General features: G+C 73.1%; 16 protein-coding genes and 1 pseudogene. 10 read left to right on the top strand and 7 right to left on the bottom strand.

The genetic code is table 11. The annotated features are described in order from the left end of the window. Positions 1–10 precede the first annotated feature (10 nt). A complete protein-coding gene (locus tag ABT084_RS07740; RefSeq protein ID WP_351039202.1) occupies positions 11–1,477 on the top strand; it encodes a carboxylesterase/lipase family protein in 1,467 nt (488 codons plus the stop codon). Here ABT084_RS07740 and ABT084_RS07735 read toward each other — a convergent pair. Beyond that, a complete protein-coding gene (locus ABT084_RS07735) occupies positions 1,455–2,783 on the bottom strand; it encodes an alpha/beta hydrolase (protein ID WP_502968859.1) in 1,329 nt (442 codons plus the stop codon). The two genes, ABT084_RS07740 and ABT084_RS07735, sit on opposite strands and share 23 nt — an antisense overlap. 266 nt (positions 2,784–3,049) lie before the next feature. On the opposite strand from ABT084_RS07735, the gene ABT084_RS07730 reads away from it, so the two are divergent. From ABT084_RS07730 to ABT084_RS07720, 3 genes are read left to right on the top strand one after another with little or no spacing between them, the layout of a single operon-like run. Next, positions 3,050–3,931 carry an alkaline phosphatase family protein gene (locus ABT084_RS07730; protein ID WP_351039200.1) on the top strand — a complete coding sequence of 294 codons (882 nt, stop codon included), beginning with the start codon at positions 3,050–3,052 and terminating at the stop codon, positions 3,929–3,931. Positions 3,932–3,933: 2 nt separating this feature from the next. After that, positions 3,934–5,259 (top strand): MFS transporter, encoded by a 1,326-nt coding sequence (locus tag ABT084_RS07725; RefSeq protein WP_351039198.1) that lies wholly within the window; start codon positions 3,934–3,936, stop codon positions 5,257–5,259. Between the two features lie 25 nt (positions 5,260–5,284). Beyond that, positions 5,285–6,313, top strand: a complete 1,029-nt coding sequence (locus ABT084_RS07720; protein ID WP_351039195.1) for a TolB family protein — start codon at positions 5,285–5,287, stop codon at positions 6,311–6,313. A gap of 39 nt (positions 6,314–6,352) precedes the next feature. Here the strand turns inward: ABT084_RS07720 and ABT084_RS07715 are convergent, their stop codons facing one another. Beyond that, positions 6,353–7,045, bottom strand: a complete 693-nt coding sequence (locus ABT084_RS07715) for a GNAT family N-acetyltransferase (RefSeq protein WP_351039192.1) — start codon at positions 7,043–7,045, stop codon at positions 6,353–6,355. 384 nt (positions 7,046–7,429) lie between these two features. On the opposite strand from ABT084_RS07715, the gene ABT084_RS07710 reads away from it, so the two are divergent. Further along, positions 7,430–8,674 (top strand): MFS transporter, encoded by a 1,245-nt coding sequence (locus tag ABT084_RS07710; RefSeq protein ID WP_351039190.1) that lies wholly within the window; start codon positions 7,430–7,432, stop codon positions 8,672–8,674. 105 nt (positions 8,675–8,779) lie between these two features. On the opposite strand, the pseudogene ABT084_RS07705 reads toward ABT084_RS07710, so the two are convergent. Continuing rightward, positions 8,780–8,968, bottom strand: a pseudogene (locus ABT084_RS07705) (UTRA domain-containing protein); the annotation flags it as partial. Positions 8,969–9,145: 177 nt separating this feature from the next. Here ABT084_RS07705 and ABT084_RS07700 point away from each other — a divergent pair. From ABT084_RS07700 to ABT084_RS07690, 3 genes are all read left to right on the top strand, one after another. After that, the gene (locus ABT084_RS07700; RefSeq protein WP_351039187.1) at positions 9,146–10,207 is read left to right on the top strand and encodes an SIS domain-containing protein; all 1,062 of its coding nucleotides are present in this window, start codon (positions 9,146–9,148) and stop codon (positions 10,205–10,207) included. 42 nt (positions 10,208–10,249) lie between these two features. Continuing rightward, positions 10,250–10,924 (top strand): (2Fe-2S)-binding protein, encoded by a 675-nt coding sequence (locus ABT084_RS07695; protein ID WP_351039184.1) that lies wholly within the window; start codon positions 10,250–10,252, stop codon positions 10,922–10,924. A gap of 128 nt (positions 10,925–11,052) precedes the next feature. After that, positions 11,053–12,510 (top strand): alpha/beta hydrolase family protein, encoded by a 1,458-nt coding sequence (locus ABT084_RS07690; RefSeq protein ID WP_351039181.1) that lies wholly within the window; start codon positions 11,053–11,055, stop codon positions 12,508–12,510. A 34-nt stretch (positions 12,511–12,544) separates the two neighbouring features. Here ABT084_RS07690 and ABT084_RS07685 read toward each other — a convergent pair whose 3' ends face one another. Both ABT084_RS07685 and ABT084_RS07680 read right to left on the bottom strand, forming a co-directional pair. Beyond that, complete coding sequence (locus tag ABT084_RS07685) at positions 12,545–14,302, bottom strand: S8 family serine peptidase (protein WP_351039179.1); 1,758 nt, start codon at positions 14,300–14,302, stop codon at positions 12,545–12,547. Positions 14,303–14,579: 277 nt separating this feature from the next. Next, complete coding sequence (locus ABT084_RS07680) at positions 14,580–15,998, bottom strand: cation:dicarboxylate symporter family transporter (protein ID WP_351039177.1); 1,419 nt, start codon at positions 15,996–15,998, stop codon at positions 14,580–14,582. Positions 15,999–16,103: 105 nt separating this feature from the next. Between ABT084_RS07680 and ABT084_RS07675 the strand changes: the two genes are divergently transcribed. Then, on the top strand, positions 16,104–17,687 hold the full coding sequence (locus ABT084_RS07675) for a sensor histidine kinase (protein ID WP_351039174.1): 1,584 nt from the start codon (positions 16,104–16,106) through the stop codon (positions 17,685–17,687). Beyond that, positions 17,684–18,406 (top strand): response regulator, encoded by a 723-nt coding sequence (locus tag ABT084_RS07670; protein WP_351039172.1) that lies wholly within the window; start codon positions 17,684–17,686, stop codon positions 18,404–18,406. The genes ABT084_RS07675 and ABT084_RS07670 overlap by 4 nt, the downstream gene beginning before the upstream one ends. On the opposite strand, the gene melC2 is transcribed toward ABT084_RS07670, so the two are convergent. Then, entirely contained in the window at positions 18,373–19,209 is an 837-nt protein-coding gene (melC2, locus tag ABT084_RS07665; protein WP_351039170.1) for a tyrosinase MelC2, read from the bottom strand. The genes ABT084_RS07670 and melC2 overlap by 34 nt on opposite strands. Continuing rightward, positions 19,209–19,598 (bottom strand): apotyrosinase chaperone MelC1, encoded by a 390-nt coding sequence (melC1, locus tag ABT084_RS07660; protein WP_351039167.1) that lies wholly within the window; start codon positions 19,596–19,598, stop codon positions 19,209–19,211. Before melC1 ends, melC2 begins: the two co-directional genes overlap by 1 nt. Between the last annotated feature and the right edge of the window lie 174 nt (positions 19,599–19,772).

Raw genomic sequence — 19,772 nt, 5'->3', positions numbered from 1 at the left:
GGAGGATGCGATGAGCGCTGCGGAAGCCCGCCCCAGGGCCACGACCAGGCACGGCGTGGTCGAAGGACGGGCCGAGGGGCGCCTCTCGGTCTTCCGGGGCATCCCGTACGCCGCTCCGCCCGTCGGCGCGCTGCGGTTCGCCGCGCCCGCGCCCCCGGATGCCTGGGAGGGCGTACGGGACGCGGGGGCGTACGGACCGACGGCGCCCAAGGTCCCCTACCCGCAGCGGTTCGCCGCGCTGCTCCCGGACCCCGAGATCCCCGGCGACGACTGCCTGAACCTCAACGTCTGGACCCCCGGCTCCGGTCCCGGCGACCGGCTGCCCGTCATGGTGTGGCTGCACGGCGGCGCGCTGACCCGCGGCTCCGCCGCCGTGCCCGTCTACGACGGCTCCGCCTTCGCCCGCGACGGCGTGGTCCTGGTCTCGGCCAACTACCGGCTCGGCGTACTCGGCTACGGGCTCTTCCCCGACGCCCCCGCCAACCGGGGTCTGCTCGACCAGATCGCCGTCCTGGAGTGGGTACGGGACAACATCGCGGAGTTCGGCGGCGACCCGGAGCGGGTCACGCTCTTCGGCGAATCGGCCGGGGCCATCAGCGTCGGCGCCCTGCTGGCCGCGCCCCGCGCCGCCGGGCTCTTCGCGCGGGCGGTCCTGCAGAGCGGCGCCCCCGAGGTCTACCCCCGCGACCGGGTGCGCCCCATGGTCCGCCGGATGGCCTCGCTGCTGAAGGTGCCCGCCACCGCCGCGGCCTTCGCCGCCGTGGAGCCCGGGGCCCTGCTCGCCGCCCAGGCCTCCGTACTGCGCCGCTCGGGACCGCTGCTCGGCGGGCCCGCCTTCGCCCTGGTCACCGACCCGGAATCGCTGCCCGAGGACCCCCTGGACGCGGTCGCGGACGGGCGGGCGGCGCGGGAGATACCCCTACTGGTGGGCTGGACCACGCAGGAGCACCGGCTGTGGCTCGCGCCCAGCGGGGCGATGCGGCTCTTCGACCAGCTGGGCCCGCTGGCCGTGGCGCTGGCCCGGCACCGCAGCGGCAAGGACCGGCTCGCGGTGCGGGAACTGCGCGAGGCCCTGCCCGGGGTGAGCCCGGCGGACCTGGTCGGGCGGCTCCTCACCGACCAGCTGCTGCGCGAGCCGCTGCGCCGGCTGGCGGGTACCCGGCGGGAGGCGCCGAGCTACCTGTACGAGTTCGGCTGGCCGTCCGGGGTGCCCGGGCTCGGCGCCTGCCACGCGCTGGAGCTGGGCTTCGTGTTCGACACCCTCGGCGTGCCCGAGAGCACCTGGCTGGCCGGACCGGACGCCCCGCAGGCGCTCGCCGACGAGATGCACGCGGCCTGGGTCCGCTTCGCGGTCACCGGCAGCCCGGGCTGGGAGCCCTGGGACGGCAACGGCCCGCCGAGGACGTTCGGCGGGCCGGAGCCGGAAGAAGCGGGGGAAGCGCGGCGGGAGGCCGCTACTCCACTGGTCCTTCCATGACCTTGCTGATGTACTGGATCGGGCCCTCGCCCATGTTCGGCACGTAGGTCTTGGCGTTGTGCTGGCCGCCCGGGATGACCCGCAGGCTCGTGTGGATCGGTCCCTTGGTGTAGTTCGCGATGAACTTCTGCACGTCCGGCAGGGTCTTCTTGTTGCTCTCGTTGTCACCCACCTGGAAGGCCAGGTAGACGTCCGGGCCCTTCTTGGCGATGAGCTCCTTGGCCAGGAGTTCCGGGTTGTTCGCGGCCTTCTCCTGGTCGTGGCCCTTCCACAGCGGCGAGTCCGGCACGACGTCCGGGCCCGAGGCGATCACGGCCTTGAACTTCTCCGGGTACTTCAGCACGGCCTTGAGGCCGGCGAAGCCGCCGGTGGAGGAGCCCATGAAGGCCCAGCCGTCACGCGATTTGATCGTGCGGAAGTTCTCGCGCATCAGGTCGGGGACGTCGTCGGTGAGCCAGGTGCCCATCTTGGGCTGGCCCGGAATGTCGGACCCGTCCCAGTAGATGCCCTTGTCGTCGGGCTCCGGGTTCAGCACGGGCATGGCGAGGATGAAGGGCTTGCCCTTGCCCTCGGCGGACCACTTGCTGATGCTGGTCTGGAGGCCGAGGTCGGTGCCCATCCAGTAGTTGTTCGGGAATCCGGCGCCGCCGGGCAGGGCGATCATCACCGGGAAGCCGCTCTTGGCGTACTTCGGGTCGAAGTACTCCTTCGGGGCCCAGACCCAGACCTTGCCCTTGAACCCGGACTTCTTGCCCTCGATGGTGGTGACGGCCACGTGCGTGCCGTCGTCCAGGGTCATGGAGTTCTTGAAGTCGGCCTTGGGGCCCGTCGGCATCAGGGCCTTGGAGTTGGCCGCCTGCTGCGCGGCGCCCGCCTCGCCGCCCGCGGGCTTGCCGAAGGAGACCGCGCTGCCCTTGTCCGTGAACGGGGGTATCTCGAAGTGGTACATCACGACGGCCGCGATGCCCGCGAGCGCGAGCACCGTGCCACCGCCGATGACCCAGCGCTTGACCCGCGAGGGGCGGCGCCCTCCGCCGTCCGCCTCCGGAGCCACGTGCCCGCAGGTCGGGCACAGTTCGCCGGGCTGCACGCCCTGGTGACGGTCCTGGCCCGGGCCCTGGCGCTGGCCGGGGTACTGGCTCGGGACCTGACCCTGGTACGCGGCCTGGCCCTGGTACTGCTGGCGCGGCAGCTGCTGGGTGTGCTGCGACTCCTGCTGCTGCTGCCGGTAGGGCCCGTCGGGTCGCTGGCCCTCGGGCGGGTACGGCTGGTACGGCTGGTACTGCCCGTCGGGCGAATACGACATGTGCGGAGCTCTCCGAATTGTTGCGGTCCCGCTCGTGCGGGATGGTCCTCTTCCGTTCGAAGGATGAACGACAGAGCCCCCAGGTTCCTAATTTTTCCTTTTCTTGATCTCCGCCAGGGCACTTCCTTACCCGGCTCCCAGCGTGCAGCGCGCGTTCTCCTTCCGTTGGCCCACGGTCTCTGGCCCCTGCACATGCCCGTCGGTATGGTGCGTCCGCGCCGCCCCAGAACCCCCCCACTCAGTCGGAGGTACATCCCGTGTTCGGCATGCCCTTGTCACGGCCCCGCCGCACCACCGCCCTCGCGTCCGCGATCGGCCTCACCGCCGCCTTCGCCGCCCTCTGGACTTCGCTCGGCGCTGCCCAGCCCGCCCACGCGGCGTCGCTGCCCGCCCCCGACCACGTGGTCGTCGTGGTGTTCGAGAACCACGCCTACAACCAGGTCATCGGCAGCTCCAGCGCCCCCTACATCAACTCGCTCAAGACGGGTGGTGCCAACCTCACCCAGTCCTTCGGCGTCACCCACCCGAGCCAGCCCAACTACATGCAGCTCTTCTCGGGCTCCAACCAGGGGATCACCGACGACAGCTGCTACACCCCCGGCTTCAGCTCCGCGCCCAACCTGGCCTCCGAGCTGATCGCCGCGGGCAAGACCTGGGGCAGCTACAACGAGACCCTGCCCAGCCAGGGCTCCACCACCTGCAGCAGCGGCAAGTACGCCCGCAAGCACAACCCCTGGTTCGGCTTCTCCAACGTCCCGACGAGCTCGGCCAAGACCATGGCCCAGTTCCCGACGGACTACACCACCCTGCCCCAGGTCTCCTTCGTCGTCCCGAACCTGTGCAGCGACATGCACGACTGCTCGGTCGGCACCGGTGACACCTGGCTCAAGACCAACCTCAAGGCCTACGCCGACTGGGCCAAGACCCACAACAGCCTGCTCGTCGTCACCTTCGACGAGGACAACCGGCTCGCGGGCAACAAGATCCCGACCGTGCTCTACGGCCAGTCCGTGACCCCCGGTTCCTCCTCCGCCACCACCTACAACCACTACGACGTGCTGCGCACCCTGGAGGGCCTGGCGGGCCTGACCACCCACGCGGGCAACGCCGCCACCGCCCACGACATCACGGGGATCTGGGCGAGCTGACGATGTACGTTGCGGACAGCCGCGGTACCCCCGCGCCCGCCGTGACCACCGAACCGGCCGTCGCCCCGGGCATCCGCCCGGGGCGGCGCGCCGCGCTCGCCCCCACGGTCCTCGCCCTCGGCACGGTCAGCCTGATCACCGACGTCTCCTCGGAGATGGTCACGGCCGTGCTGCCCCTCTACCTCGTCGCCGGACTCGGTCTCTCCCCGCTCGGGTTCGGCCTGCTCGACGGCCTCTACAACGGGGTCAGCGCCCTCGTACGGCTCACCGGCGGCCACCTCGGCGACCGCTTCCGCCGTCACAAACTGCTCGCCGGACTCGGCTACGGCCTCTCCGCGCTGTGCAAGCCGCTGCTCCTCCTCGCGCACACCCTCCCCGCCATCGGCGCGGTCCTCGCGCTCGACCGGACCGGCAAGGGCCTGCGCACCGCCCCGCGCGACGCGCTGATCTCACTGGCCAGCACGCCCGAGAACCGCGGCCGGGCCTTCGGCGCCCACCGGGCCATGGACACCGCGGGCGCGCTGATCGGACCGGTGCTCGCCTTCGTGATCCTGCGCGGCGCCGCCGACGGCTACGACGCCGTCTTCACCGTCAGCTCCTGCGTCGCCGCCCTCGGCGTCCTCGTCCTGGTGCTGTTCGTGCCGCGGCACGCCCCCTCCGCCCCCGCCGCCGCGGCGGGGAAGGGCGACGCCCCCGCCGGGCGGCCCTCGCTGCGCGCCTCCGTCCACCTGCTGCGCCGCCCCGCACTGCGCCGGATCAGCGTCTGCGCCCTGCTGCTGGGCCTGTGCACCGTCAGCGACGCCTTCGTCTTCCTGCTCCTCCAGCGCACGACCGGGATCGCCGACCGCTGGTTCGCGCTGCTGCCGCTCGGCACCGCCGCCGCGTTCTTCCTGCTCGCCCTGCCCCTGGGCCGGCTCGCCGACCGGACCGGGCGCCGTCGCGTCTTCCTCGGCGGGCACGTGGCCCTGCTGGCGGCCTACGGACTCCTGCTGACCGGCGGCGGTCAGCCCGCCCTGCCCTACGCGGTCCTCCTCCTGCACGGCGCGTTCTACGCCGCCACCGACGGGGTGCTCATGGCCGCCGCCGCGGGCACCGTCCCCGAGGAGCAGCGCGGCGCCGGCCTCGCCCTCGTCCAGACCGGCCAGGCCCTCGCCCGCTTCCTCTGCTCCCTCGCCTTCGGCGCGGCCTGGACCGCCTGGGGCGCCCGGCCCGCGCTGATCACCGCCGCCGTCCTGCTCGCCGTCTCCACCGCCGTGTGCGCCCGCCTGCGCCCCGACGAAGAGACCGAAGACGACGAGACCGCACCCGCCGCCACGGCCACGCTCTGAAGCCCCCCGCGAAAGGCCCCCGCCCATGACCCTCCAGCGCCGGATCCTGATCCTGCTCACCGCCGTGCTCCTGCTCGCGGGAGTGGGGGTCGCCGCCGTCGTACGGGCCTCCTCCCGCGCGGACGAGAAGAACCGGGAACAGGCGGGCGGCCCGCGGATCACCCCCGGCCACGTCTCGCTGACCCCGGGCGACGGAGGGCGGCGGATCGTGTTCCGCAACATGGCCTGGGGGCCGCACCGCGACGAGCTGGCCACCGTGCCCGCCGGAGCGCCGGAGGGCGAGCGCACCGCCTCCGGGGTCTCCTGCCTGCGCTTCCACGCCGCCGCCGGCACCGGGATCTGCCTGCGCTCGGTCAAGGGCGGGGTGCAGGACAGCTACCGCGCGGTCGTGCTGGACTCCCGCCTCAAGGAGGTCTCCAGCCACCCGCTGGCCGGCATCCCGACCCGGGCCCGGGTCTCGCCCGGGGGACACCTGGTCGCCTGGACGGTGTTCGTCGGCGGGGACTCCTACGCCGGGACCAACTTCTCCACCCGGACCTCGGTGCTCGACACCCGCACCGGGAGGTACGACGCCTCCCTGGAGGACTTCACCCTCCTCAAGGACGGGCGTGCGTACCACGCGGCCGACGTGAACTTCTGGGGCGTGACCTTCGCGGCGGACGAGCGGTACTTCTACGCGACCCTCGCCACCGGGGGCGCGACCTACCTGGTCCACGGCGACCTCACCGCGCGCACCCTCACCACGGTCCACGAGAACGTCGAATGCCCCTCGCTCTCGCCCGACGGCACCCGCGTCGTCTTCAAGAAGCGCGTACCGGGAGCGCCCGCGGACGCGCCCTGGCGGCTCTACGCCCTCGACCTGGCCTCCGGCACCGAGACGGCGCTCGCCGAGACGCGCAGCGTCGACGACCAGGCGGTGTGGACGGACGACCACACGGTCGTCTACTCCCTGCCCGGCGACTTCGGCGCCGACCTGTACGCGGTTCCGGCCGACGGCGGCGGCGCCCCGGCCCGGCTCATGTCCTCGGCCCTCGCCCCGGCCTTCCTCGGCTGAGCGCCGTCGAGGAGGGCGGGGCGGGGGAGCGCAGGATCCTTACGCCGGGATCAGCGACCCGGCGGGGCGCCGGGACCGGCGCGGCCGCCGGCCCGAGATCCGCAGCTCGATGACGGAGCGCACGGCGGGCCACTCCTCGTCGAGCACCGAATAGAAGGCCGTACTGCGCACCGCTCCGTCCAGCCCCCGCGAATGGGCCCGGCGGACCCCTTCGCAGGTCAGCCCGAGCCGCTCCATGGCCGCGCGGGAGCGGGTATTGCGGGCGTCGGCGCGCAGCGAGATCCGGCGGACCCCCCAGGTCTCGAAGGCGTGGCGGAGCATGAGCAGCTTCGCCTCGGTGTTGATGCCGGTTCCCTGGGCACCCGGCGACAGCCAGGTGTTCCCGATCTCCGCGGCATCCGGGATCGCCGTGGCCGGGTCGCCGTAGGGGACTCCCGGCACAGCGGGCCACACCAGGGGGCCCTGCCAGTAGTCGAGTTCCAGGAACCGGGTCGATCCCACCACCCGGCCGTCGGTGGCTCTGACCACCGCGAACGGGAGGGATCGACCCGCCGCCTGATCGGCGAGGGCACGGTCGATGTACTCGTGGGACGCCTGCAGCCCGTGGGGTACGGGGGTGAAGGCGTAAGTCGTACGATCCTCGGCCCCGGCCACGGCCAGGGCCTCGGTGTGGCGGGGGGCGAGGGGCTCGAGCCGCACGGTGCGGCCGGCGAGGAGTACGGGTACGGGCACGGAGCCTTCGGTCCTTCTAGGCGGTGGGGTGGTTGCACAGTCTGCGCTCCTGACGTCACCCCCCGCGCAAAACGCGAGTGAAAGGCAACGGGCTGTCAGGTGAACGCGAGTGGCTCAATGTAGCTCCTTAAAGTCCCTATATGAACCCCCCTTTCGGCAACGGCGCGACACCGATTTCCGAGGGCCCGCGCCGCCGCCCCGGAGCACCCGTTTCCGGGGCCCGCGGACACCCGTTCCAGGGCTCCCGGAGCCCCTGGGCGGGGCGCTGCCGGAGCGCCCCGGGAGGCCTGAAACCGCCGGATCTGTTGGTGGTGACAAGCGGCCCACCGGGCCTGTCGTCAATTGAGGCCTCCGCCGGGAGCGGATCACTGATCAAATGGTCGGATGAACATACGGATCCTGCCGCCGCCGGGCGCGCCGCGCCGCCTGGCCGCCGCCCAGCTGAGCAATTCCGTCGGTGACGGCGCCTACTACGTGTGTTCGGCGCTCTACTTCACCCGAGTGGTCGGTCTGTCGCCCGCGCAGATCGGCCTCGGTCTCACCCTCGCCTGGGCGGTCGGGTCGGTGGCGGGGGTGCCCATCGGGGCGCTGGCCGACCGGCGGGGCCCGCGCGGCACCTCGGTGCTGCTGGCCCTGGCCACCGCCGCCGCGGTCGCCTCGTTCCTGCTGATCTCCTCGTTCTGGCCGTTCCTGCTGGCCGCCTGCGTGTACGCGACCGCCCAGTGCGGGCTCGCCGCGGCCCGGCAGGCGCTGCTCGCCGGGCTCGTGGCCCCGGGGGAGCGCACCGGGGTGCTGGCCCACCTCCAGTCGATGCTCAACGGCGGGCTGGCGCTCGGCGCGGCCGTCGGCGGGCTCGCGCTGAGCGCGGACACCGGGCCGGCGTACCGCCTGGTCTTCGTGCTGGACGCGGTGAGCTTCCTGGTCTGCGCGGGGGTGCTGCTGCGGCTGCCCGTGGTGGCGCCGCTGCCCGGGCGCGGCGCCGGGGAGCCGCGGCTCGCGGTGCTCCGGGACCGGCCCTACGCGCTGGTCACCCTGCTGAACGCGGTCCTGCTGCTGCGGATGCCGCTGCTGAGCCTGGCCATCCCGCTGTGGATCGTGGAGCGCACGCACGCGCCGGGCTGGCTGGTGTCAGCGCTGTTCGTGCTCAACACCGTGGCCGTCATGCTGTTCCAGGTCCGGATGGCCCGCCCGGTGAGCGACCTGGGCAGCGCGCGGACCGCCGTGCGCTCCTCGGGTCTGATGATGGCCGCCTCGTGCGTGGTCTTCGCGCTGTCGGCGCTGCCCGCCGGCGCCTGGGCCGCGGCCGGGCTGCTGGTGCTCGGCGCCGTGCTCCAGGTGCACGCGGAGATGCGCCAGTCCGCCGGGTCCTGGCAGATCAGCTTCTCGCTGGCGCCGCCCGAGCGGATCGGCCAGTACCAGGGCTTCTTCGGCACCGGGGTGCCGGTCGCGCGCACCCTGGGCCCGCTGCTGCTGACCTCGCTGCTGCTGTTGTGGGGGATCCCGGGCTGGCTGCTGCTGGCGGCCGTGCTGCTGGCGGCCTCCTGGGCGATGGGCCCGGCCGTGCGCTGGGCGGCGGGCACCGCCGAGCGGGCCGACGGGGACGCGCCGGCCGTCGTACGGGCGACCTGACACACGGCGGGTCTTTGGTCGCCCCCACGGGGGTCCGATGCCGCGGGGGCGGCCCCCGCGCGCGTGTCGGTCTGTCTGGAGGGTCGTGCGCAGCCGGTACCGGTCCCCGCTGTACTCGACCGTGGACAGCAGCAGCGGCCGCTGGTCCCGCGCGTAGACGGTCCGGTCGAGGACCAGGACGGGCGCTCCCTCGGCGATGCCCAGGTGCCCGGCGAGCTCCGCGTCCGCCGAGCGCACCTCGATGGTCGCCTCCGCGCGGTCGGGCTCGACGCCCCAGCGGCGCAGCTCCTCGAAGAGGGAGGCGTCCCGCCCTCTACTACGTCGTCTTCCGCTGGGCCATCGTCAGGTTCGACCTGCCCACCCCCGGCCGGGAACGGGACCCGGAAGCGGACGCTGCGCCCGACGGCCCCGCCCGCGCCACGACCGACGCCTGACCGGCCCACCGCACCCAGAAAGCAGAGGCACCCCACCATGTCCGGATCCCGCATCACCTTCCTCGAGGGCCAGGCCGGCCAGGGCGCGGCGCTGGAGCGCATCGCCGCCCGCGTCCGCACCCGGCTCGCCGGCCCCGAGCCGGCCGCCCTGCGCACCGCCCGCCGCCCCCTCTTCACCGGCATCGGCGCCTCCTACGCGGCCCTCGCCGTCCCCGTGCAGCACCTGCGCGCGGCCGGGGTGGTCACCCAGCGGGTGCTCTCCAGCGAGATCGAGACCGGCACCACCGGATTCGACACGGACTGCCTGATCGCCGTCTCCCAGGGCGGCCGCAGCTGCGAGACCCTCGCCGCCTTCCAGCGCGCCACCCCCGGCACCACGAAGACCGCGCTGCTCAACGTCGCGGCCTCCCCGCTGGGCGACCTCGCCGACCTCACCGTGGACCTGGGCGGCGAGCCCGACTCCTACGCCTCGACCATCGGTTACACCGGCACCGTCGTCGCCCTAGACCTGATCGCGGGCGCCCTCACCGGACGGCCGGACACCGAGGACCCCTGGCGGCGGATCGCCGAGCGGACCACCGCGGTCCACCGGCAGGCCATCGAGGTCATCGCCGGTCTGCGGGAGCGCGGCGCCCGCTGCATCGCCGCCGACGCCGTGGCCGCCGGCGCGTCCCGGGCCTCCGCCGAGGAAGGCGCGCTGCTGCTGCGCGAGGTCGTCCGGATGACCGCGGCCGCCTCGGTGACCCGCAACTACCTGCACGGCGAGATGGAGTCGGCGGGCAACACCCTCCACCTCGTCTTCGGCGACGGGCGCGAGATCGAGCTGGCCCGCTCCCTGTCCGGGGCCGGTCACCTGACCCTGCTGCTCACCACCGCCGACGTCGAGGCGGCCGGGCAGCTGGCCGTGGTCCGCCTGCCGCGGTGCGCGGACGCCGTCCGGGTCGTCCTGGAGACCGTGGTCCTGCAGGAACTGGTGGCCCAGCTCAGCGCCGAACGCGGCGTGCCCATCGAGTCCTTCGTCTTCGCCAACGACGACACCAAGGAAGGCGGACTCGACATGGCCGACTTCGAGGTGGCCGCGTTCTCCCCGGAGGGCTGACCCCGCCCCGGGTCGCCGGGGGCCGCCTGGGATCATCGGGCCATGCATCTGGACGACGTACTGCGGCGGCTGGCCTCCGTCGGACCGTTCTTCACCGTGCCGTACGCCGTCGAACCGCCCGGGCCGGGATTCCGGCCGCTGACGGAGTTGTACGGCGACCGGCTCGGGGAGTACGTCGGCGAGGTGGGCCGCCGGATGGGCACCGGCCCGGGGCGGGTGGCCGCCTCCACCGCGCAGCTCGGCCTCGCCTCGCGGCTGTGGTCCCTCGGGCTCGGCTGCGCGGCGCTGTCCGGGCGGGTGCCGGACCTGGCCCCCGACCGGCTGTGGTGGCGGCTGCCGGAGGCGGGGTCGCTCGAGCTGTGGCTGCCCGGGCCGGTGGACCTGCCGGGGGAGGAGCTCGGGGCCACCGTGCTCGGGAACCTCGCCGTGCTGGACGCCGGGCTGCGGGAACGCTTCGCGCTCTCACCCAAGGTGCTGCGCGGGAACACCGCTTCCGGGCTGGTCGGAGCGCTGCGGGTGCTCATCGACCGGGTCCCGGCCGACCGTGCGGTCGCCCTGGCCGCGGACCTGCTGGCCGACGCCGGACCGCTGGCCGGGACCGGCACCTTCGTGCACGAGGAGGGCCTCGGGGTGGCCTTCGTACGGCGTAGCTGCTGCCTGTACTACAAGGCGCCCGGCGGTGGCCTGTGCGGGGACTGCGTGCTGCGCACCCGGTAGCGGGCCCGGGGCGGGCCGCGGCCGGGGTGGGCGGGGTGCGGCCGCGGCCCGCCGGAGCAGCTCCGTTCGGAGCAGTGGCGGGTGTGGCGCGGGGCGACCCGCCCGGGGCGCCTCCTACCGTCCGGACCATGACGCACGCTCGCACGACCCCGCACCCGCGGCCCCCCGCGCCGCTGCCGCCGTCCGTCCTCTCGCGCCGCACGGCCCTGGCCGGGATCGCGGCGGGGGCCGGCGCCCTCGCCGCCGGCGGCGTCCTGGCCGCCGCCCCGGCGAGCGCCGCGGCCGGAGAGCCCCTGGCCGTCGAGGCAGCGGAGGCCACCGGCGCCGCGGAGCCGGAGCCGGCGCCCGGAGCGATGAAGCTCTTCACCGACCCCGGATTCAACTTCGCCGGCCTCCTCGCGCTCGGCGCGGCGGGCATGGGGGCCTCGGAGGTCGGCGAAGTACTGACCGCCGTGAACGCCATCAACACCGCCGGGCTCTCCGAGCAGACCTTCAGCGACACCTTCCGCGGCTGGGGCCGGAAGCTCGCCGCGCCCCCGCCCGCCGGGCGCCACGGCCACGAACTCCCCTCGCAGACCCGCCGCTTCCGCTCACTGCGGGCCGCGCAGTACTACGCCCAGAGCCTGTTCTACGTCCTGGGCACGGCCCAGCCGGCCGACGAGAAGGCGGTGTACCTGGCCGGACGGGAGGCCTGGGACACCTTCACCTCGCTGTGCTCGCCGCCCGCCGTGCGCGCGGGGGTCCCGTACGAGCGGACGCGTCTGCCGGTGTGGTTCTTCCGCCCCGACGGCCCGGTCGAACCGCGGCCGACCGTCATCCTCACCAACGGCAGCGACGGCCAGAACGTCGACATGTGGACCTACGGCGTGTCCGCGGCCCTCGACCGGGGCTGGAACGCGCTGGTCTACGACGGGCCGGGCCAGGGGCAGTTGCTGTTCGTGGAGGAGATCCCCTTCACCACCCGCTGGGAACAGGTGGTCGCCCCGCTGATCGACTGGCTGGACCGCCGCAAGGACGTGGACAGCGGCCGCATCGCGCTGACCGGTCTGAGCATGGGCGGCAACCTGGTGGCCCGGGCGGCCGCCTTCGAGCACCGGCTGGCGGCCGTGGTCTGCATGCCGGGCTGTGCCAGTCCCTGGCTCGCCTTCGACAAGACCCTGCGGGACGTGGTCACCGCCGACAAGGAGGAGACGAACCGGAACTGGAACGAGGAGGTGGTCCCGGACCTCTCCCCGCAGCTCGCCTTCGCCGTCAAGAAGCGGTTCGAGATCTTCTCCCGCGAGGCGCTGCGCGAGGCCAGGGCGGGCCGGGTCTTCAAGGACCTGTGGACCCCGGCCCAGCGGGTGATCGGCCTCGACGTCACCGCGCTGGTAGCGAAGATCAGGACGCCGACCCTGGTCCTGGACTACGAGGGCGAGCAGTTCTACCCCGGCCAGCCCCGCCAGGTGTACGACCTGCTGCGGGCCCGGCGGGAATACGTGAAACCGACCGGGGCCACCGGGGCGCAGTTGCACTGCTCCCCGATGGCCCCGCAACAGCACTGCGACGTCGTCTTCGACTGGCTCGCCGACATCCTGCACCGCTAGGCACCGGGCCGCGGGCAGGAAGGCGGCGCACCCGCTAGAAGGTGAGGTTCCAGGCGTCGATCTTGCCGGTGTCGGCGCTGGCGTTGTCGTTCACACGGAGCTTCCAGACCCCGTTCGCGACCTCCGAGGAGGCGTTGACGGTGAAGGTCTGGATGATGTTGTCCGTGCCGCCGCCGGCCCGGTTGGACAGGGTGTAGACGCTTCCGTCGGGTGCGACCAGGTCGACCTTCAGGTCACCGATGTAGGTGTGCTTGATGTCCACGCCCACCTTGAGGGTGGCCGGCGCGTTGCCGGTGACTCCGCTGACGGTGATCGGGCTCTCCACCGTCGCGTTGTCGTTGATCGCGAAGTCCGCGAGGTTCTCGAAGTACTTGCCGGTCGGCGGGACGGAGCCGCCGACCGCCTTCAGCGCGTCGACCTGGCCCTCGCCGAAGAACGCGTTGTTCGCGGCGGTCCCGGTGCACCGGCTGTCCGACGGGCAGGGCACGTCATTGGCCTGGGTGGCCAGCTTGTCGCGCAACTGGGCCGGGGTGATGCCGGGGTTCGCGCTCGCGAGGAGCGCGGCCACGCCCACGACGTGCGGAGTGGCCATCGACGTACCGCTCTTGGTGCCGTACTTGCCGCCCGGCAGGGTGGAGTAGACGTCGCTGCCCGGGGCCGCGACGTCGATGACGCCCGCGCCGAAGTTGGAGAACGAGGCCTTCGTGGTGCCCGTGCCGTTCGCCGCGACGGTGACCACGCCCGGAAGCTCGGTCGGGATGTCGAGGCAGGCGTTGGTGATGGTGCGGGTGGTGGGCGTCGAGTCGTTCGGGCTCGCCGAGTCCGTGGTCTTGTGGGCGAGGTCGTAGTCCTCGTTGCCCGCCGCGGCGACCTGGAGCGAGCCCTTGCCCTCCGCGTACTCCTGGGCGCGCTTGACGCCCTCGATGATCGCGGCCTGGTCGATGTTGTCCGGGCAGTTGAACTGCCACGGGTCCGTGTAGTAGCTGTTGTTGGTGACCTTGAAGCCGTGGTCACCGGCCCACACGAAGCCGCAGATGGTGTTCTCGGCGAAGAAGAACGAGTTGCCCGGCTCGGCGACGCGGACCGCGGAGATCTTCACGCCCGGGGCCACGCCGACGACGCCCTTGCCGTTCTTGGCGGCGGCGATGGTGCCCGCCACGTGGGTGCCGTGGGTGTCCACGTCACGCCAGGCGCCCGTGCGGGTGTCCGGCTTGCCGTAGGCGCAGGAGACCGAGTCGGCCGCGTTGAAGTTCGGCGCCAGGTCCTGGTGCTGGTCGTCCACACCGGTGTCCAGGATGCCGACCTTGACCGAAGCCGAGCCGGGGTTGACGGCCCAGGCCTGGTCCGCCTTGATCTGGCTCATGTCCGCGCGGACCGGCTCGCCCGCGGCGGTCGTGGCCTGCGCCGGGTTGGCGGGCAGCGCCGGGTTGTAGGCATCGGCCGGAACGTCCGAGGTACGGGTGGCGCCGACCTGCTGGACCCCGCTGACCCCGCGCATGGTGGACGCGAAGGAGGCGGAGGCGGAGTGGGCGACGATCACGCCGATGGCGTCGAAGTTCGAGAACACCGTGCCGCCGTTGGCCGTGACGGCCGAGCGGACGGCCGAGCTGTCACCGGGAGCCGTGATCACGAGGTAGGCACGGGTGCCGGCAGCCCAGGTCGCACTCTGGGAAGCCGGGGCCGCGGCCCGGGGAGCCGGGGCGGGGGCCCCGGACGAGGTGACGGGGGCCGTGCCGGCGAGCGCGGCGGGGGCCCCGAAGGTCAGTGCGGCGCCGAGGGCGGCGGCCAGCACGAGGGTACGTCGAGGTCGGCTGGATATGTGGGGTATCAATGCGTCCTCCGAAGGGCCCGGTGGTGCTGGTGGTACCTACCGGGCCGTACGAAACGAGTGGTGGACGCAAGATGTCAGACACGTGCCCCTATACGGAAGTACCTTTTACCGCAGGCGAGTTCCCGGAGCGTTGGCTGAAAATCGCCCCTGGTCACGGGTGTCGGTCCCGACCGGGCTGGGCACCATGGGGGAAGAGCCCTGCCCGGCCGGTCCGACGCGCGTACCGGAGTGGCCCGTTCTATACCGGTACGCCGTCCTTGCCCCCGGCCGGCTGCCCCGGCATCGGGGCGGACCGGGTGTCCTTCTGGCCGCCGTCCCGGCCGCCTTCCGGCGCGTCGTCTTGTGCGTCGTCTTGTGCGTCGCCGTGCGCGTCGTCGATCAGCGTCGCCTCGTCGAACGGCAGCCGCCCCGCGAGCACCTCCCCGGCCCGTTCGCGGTCGAACTCCTTGGTCCACGTCCCGATGAGTACGGTCGCCACCGCGTTCCCCGCGAAGTTCGTCAGCGCCCGCGCCTCGCTCATGAACCGGTCGATGCCCACGATCAGGCCGACCCCGTCCACCAGCTCGGGCCGGTGGGACTGGAGGCCGCCCGCCAGAGTCGCCAGGCCCGCGCCCGTCACCCCGGCCGCGCCCTTCGAGGCGATGATCATGAACAGCAGCAGCGAGATCTGCTCGCCCAGCGCCAGCGGCTTGCCCATCGCCTCGGCGATGAAGAGCGAGGACATCGTCAGATAGATCGCCGTGCCGTCGAGGTTGAAGGAGTACCCCGTCGGCACCGTGATGCCGACCACCGGCCGCGACACCCCCAGGTGCTCCATCTTCGCGATCAGCCGCGGCAGCGCCGACTCGGAGGAGCTGGTGGACAGGATCAGCAGGAACTCGCGGCCCAGGTAGCGCAGCAGTGAGAAGACGCTGACGCCCGTACACACCCGCAGCAGGGTGCCCAGGACCACGATCACGAAGAGCAGGCAGGTCGTGTAGAAGCCGATCATGATGACCGCGAGGGACTTCAGCGCGTCGATGCCGGTCGCGCCGACCACCGCCGCCATCGCGCCGAACGCGCCCACCGGCGCCGCCCACATGATCATCGCCAGTACCCGGAAGACCAGCTTCTGCAGGTGCCCGATCCCGCGCAGCACCGGTTCGCCCGCCGTGCCCAGGGCCTGGAGCGCGAACCCGGTCAGCAGGGCCACCAGCAGCGTCTGGAGCACCTCGCCCCCGGTGAAGGCCGACACCATCGTCTTCGGGATGATCCCCAGCAGGAAGTCCGCGGTGCTCTGCGCCCCGCCCGCCTTCGCCTGCGCCTCGCCCGCGCCCCGGACCGCCTCGGTCAGGTGCAGCCCGCTGCCGGGCTCCAGCAGGTTGCCCACGAGCAGCCCGATGGCGAGCGCGACCGTCGACATGACCATGAAGTAGCCGAGGGCCAGGCCGCCCACGGCGCCCACCTTGGCGGCCTTGCGCACCGAACCGATGCCCAGCACGATGGTGCAGAAGATCACCGGCGAGATCATCATTTTGATCAGATTCACGAAGCCCGTGCCGAGGGGCTTCAGCTCGACGGCCGTGCCGGGCGCGGCCAGGCCCGTCGCGATGCCGAGCAGCACCGCGATGATCACCGCGATGTAGAGATAATGGGTCTTGTCGCGCTTGGCGGCCACGTCGCCTCCTGAAGATGAATACGTCCCGCGCCGACCATGGCCCACCCTGTGACCCCGGTCACCCTTGTGTTCATTGAGTTCACGGCCGGGTGCACACTGAGCGTCATGTTCCGTTTCCCCCGTCCGCGCAGCCTCGCGGGCCAGCTCTTCGCCATGCAGGTGGTGCTGGTCGCGCTCGTCGTCGCCGGATGCGCGGTCTTCGCGTACGCCACCGCGCGCCGCCAGGCCGAGGACGCGGCCGAACGCCAGGCGGGCGCCGCGGCCCGGGCCGTCGCCGACTCGCCCTCGGTGCGGGAGGCGGTGCGCGGCCCCGATCCGTCCGCCGCGCTCCAGCCCTACGCGGAGCGGGTGCGCGCCGACACGGGCGTGGACTTCGTGACGATCATGGCCCCGGACGGGCGCCGCTGGACCCACCCCGATCCGCACCGGATCGGCGAGCGCTTCCTCGGGAACACCGCCCCCGCCCTGCGCGGGGAGACCTTCAGCGAGACCTACACCGGAACCCTCGGCCCCTCGATCCGGGTGGTCACCCCGGTCATGGCGGACGGCCGGGTGACCGCCCTGGTCAGCGCGGGGATCACGGTCCGCGCGATCAGCGACCGGCTCGGCGGACAGCTGGCCGCGCTCGTCTGGGTCGCGGCGGGCGCCCTGGCGCTCGGCGGCGCGGGAACGTACGTGGTCAACGCCCGGCTGCGCCGGCACACCCACGGCATGAACGCGGCCGAGCTGAGCCGGATGCACGACTACCACCAGGCGGCGCTGCACGCGGTCCGCGAGGGGCTGCTGATGCTCGACGGGCAGCGCCGGGTCACCCTGATCAACGACGCGGGCCGGGAGCTCCTCGGCCTGCGCGGGGAGGTGCGGGGCCGGGCGGTGGACGCGCTGGGATTGCCCGCGCCGTTGACCGGCGCCCTGCTCGCCGACCGCCCGCGGGTGGACGAGGTGCACCTGAGCGCCGACCGGGTCCTCGTCGTCAACAGTTCACCGGTGGCGGGCGGCGGCCGCCGGGGCACGGTCGTCACCCTGCGTGATCACACCGAACTCCAGTCGCTGACCGGGGAGCTGGACCACGAACGGGGTTTCACCGAGGCGCTGCGCTCGCAGGCCCACGAGGCGGCCAACCGCCTGCACACCGTGGTGTCCCTGATCGAACTCGGGCGCGCCGGGGAGGCGGTGGACTTCGCGACCGCCGAACTGGAGCTGGCCCAGGCCCTCACCGACGAGGTGGTCACCGCCGTCGGCGAGCCGGTCCTGGTCGCCCTGCTGCTGGGCAAGGCGGCCCAGGCGCACGAACGCGGTGTGGAACTGGTGATGACCCCCGACAGCGGGCCGCTCGCCGCCGCGGACGCCGCGCCCCCGGCCCGGGACCTGGTCACGGTGCTGGGCAACCTCATCGACAACGCCGTGGACGCGCTGACGGGGACCCCGGGCGGGCGGGTTCGGGTGACCGTCCGCCCCGAGGGTGGCGAGCTGCTGCTGCGGGTGGCCGACAACGGGCCGGGGCTGCCCGCCGGGGCCGACGTGTTCCGGCGCGGCTGGTCCGGCAAGGGCGCCGGGCGCGGGCTCGGCCTCGCCCTCGTGCGCCAGGCGGCGCACCGACACGGCGGCAGCGTGAGCGCCGCCGAAGTACCGGGCGGGGGCGCGGAGTTCACCGTACGCCTGCCGCTCGCCGCGGGAGCGCGGAGATGACCGGCGACGCCGCGCCGGTGCGGGTCCTGGTGGTCGAGGACGACCCGGTCGCCGCCGCCGCGCACGCGCTCTACGTCGGCCGGGTCCCCGGCTTCACCGCCGTCGCCGCCGTCCACTCCCTCGCGGAGGCCACCCGGGCCCTGGAGCGGACCCCGGTCGACCTGCTGCTGCTCGACCTCGGCCTGCCCGACGGGAACGGACTGCGCTTCGCCCGCGGCCTGCGCGCCGCGGGACACCCCGTGGACGTGATCGTGGTGACCTCGGCCCGGGACCTCGCGGTGGTCCGCGAGAGCGTCTCGCTCGGCGTCGTGCAGTACGTCCTGAAGCCCTTCGCCTTCCCCACGCTGCGCGAACGGCTGCTGCGGTACGCCGACTTCCGCGCCGCCGCCGGGGAGGCGGCCGGCCAGGACGACGTGGACCGGGCGCTCGCCACCCTGCGCCCGCCCCGGCCCGCCGAGCTGCCCAAAGGGCTGAGCGCGGCCACCCTGGACCGGCTGGCCGCGCTGCTGCGGGCGGCCCCCGAGGGGCTGACCGCGGCCGGGGCCGCCGAGGCGGCGGGCACCTCCCGGATCACCGCCCGGCGCTATCTGGAGCACCTGGTGGACACCGGGCGCGCGGCCCGCACGCCCCGGTACGGCCAGGTCGGCCGCCCCGAACTGCACTACCGCTGGCTGGCCTCCGGTGATCAGACCGCGGCCGGCTCGGTGTCGAAGGTGTAGAACTTCCGGTGGTCCAGCATGTCGGCCGGGGTCACGTCGTTCCACGGCCGCATGGTGTCGTGCAGGTCCACCACGTCCGCGGTGCCCGCGCCGGGCAGGTACGGGGACTGCGGGTGCTTGGCCTGCCACTCGGCCCAGAGCTTGTCGACGTAGGCGTGGTGCATCCAGAACACCGGGTCGTTGGGCGATACCCCGGTGCCCATCTGGCCGCCCACCCACACGTGCACGCGGTTGTGCAGGTTGACGCCGCGCCAGCCCTCCAGGTTGTTGCGGAAGCCGTTGGAGGAGCTGTTCCAGGGGGCCGCGTCGTAGACGGACAGGGCCAGCACGGAGTCCACCTCGGCCTTGGTCGGCAGCTCGGCGACGCCGGTGCCGAGCGCGCGGCGCAGGTAGTTGCGTCCGTCGACGCGGACGTTGACCGGCCACTTCCCGGCGGAGTAGGCGAAGGGCCCGTCCATGACCTGGCCGTCGCGGGCCCGGCCGGTGCCGCCGAGGAAGTCGGCGGCCCACAGCGAGGAGCGGGAAGTGCGGTCCGCCGTCCAGTCCCAGTAGGGCAGGGCCACGGACGGGTCGATTCTCTGCAGGGCCGTCTCGAACTCGACGAGGAAGCGGCGGTGCCAGGGCAGGAAGGAGGGGGAGCGGTGGCCCACCCGGTCGGTGGTGTCCGTGTCGGCCATGATGAAACCGTTGTGCGTGGTGACGAACCGGTCGTAGGCGCCGGTCCGCTTGAGCTCCACCAGCGCCGAGGTGAAGGCGCGCTTCTCGGCGGGGGTCAGGGTCGCCTGGTTCTTGCGCACGGTCATCACATGCCGCCCATCGGGACGAGGGCGGCGCCCTGGAGTTCGCGCACTGCGGCCCGGGCGAGGGAGGGCAGGTCGGGGAAGGTCTCGTAGTGGTTCACGACGCTGATCCAGCTGGTGTCGGCATTGCGCATCACGTGCAGTTCGGCGTCGTCTATGCGGACGGTCGGGGTGCCGGGGGAGTGGTGGCCGCCGTGGTGGCCACCGCCCTGCGCGGCGGTTATCCGGATCCGGCGGCCCTGGTACACCTCGTCGAGGGTGTCGCCCGCGCGGGGGGTGGGCACGGCCGCGGTGGCGGGCAGGGTGGCCGCGTGCGCGGTGGCGGCGAGACCGAGGACGGTGAGTGCGCCGGCGGTGGTCCCGAGGGCCCGGCGGCGGGTGATCTGCTTCATGGGAGGAAGGATCATCACCGCGGTGCGGCCCGTTCAACCGGCAGACCGCGATCCGGACATCTATGGATATGTTGTGCAGAAAACCAGATCGGCGATCTTCCCGTCCGAACCGTCTCCAATGGCCCGAACAGGAAGATCACCTGCCAGGAGCATATGTGACAGGAATATTTCCGG

Origin of the sequence: Streptomyces sp. NPDC002138 (assembly GCF_040296485.1) — a bacterium.
Classification (GTDB): Bacteria; Actinomycetota; Actinomycetes; order Streptomycetales; family Streptomycetaceae; genus Streptomyces.
The sequence above is the reverse complement of the archived record's forward strand: the minus strand, read 5'-3'. Positions and strand labels throughout refer to the sequence as shown.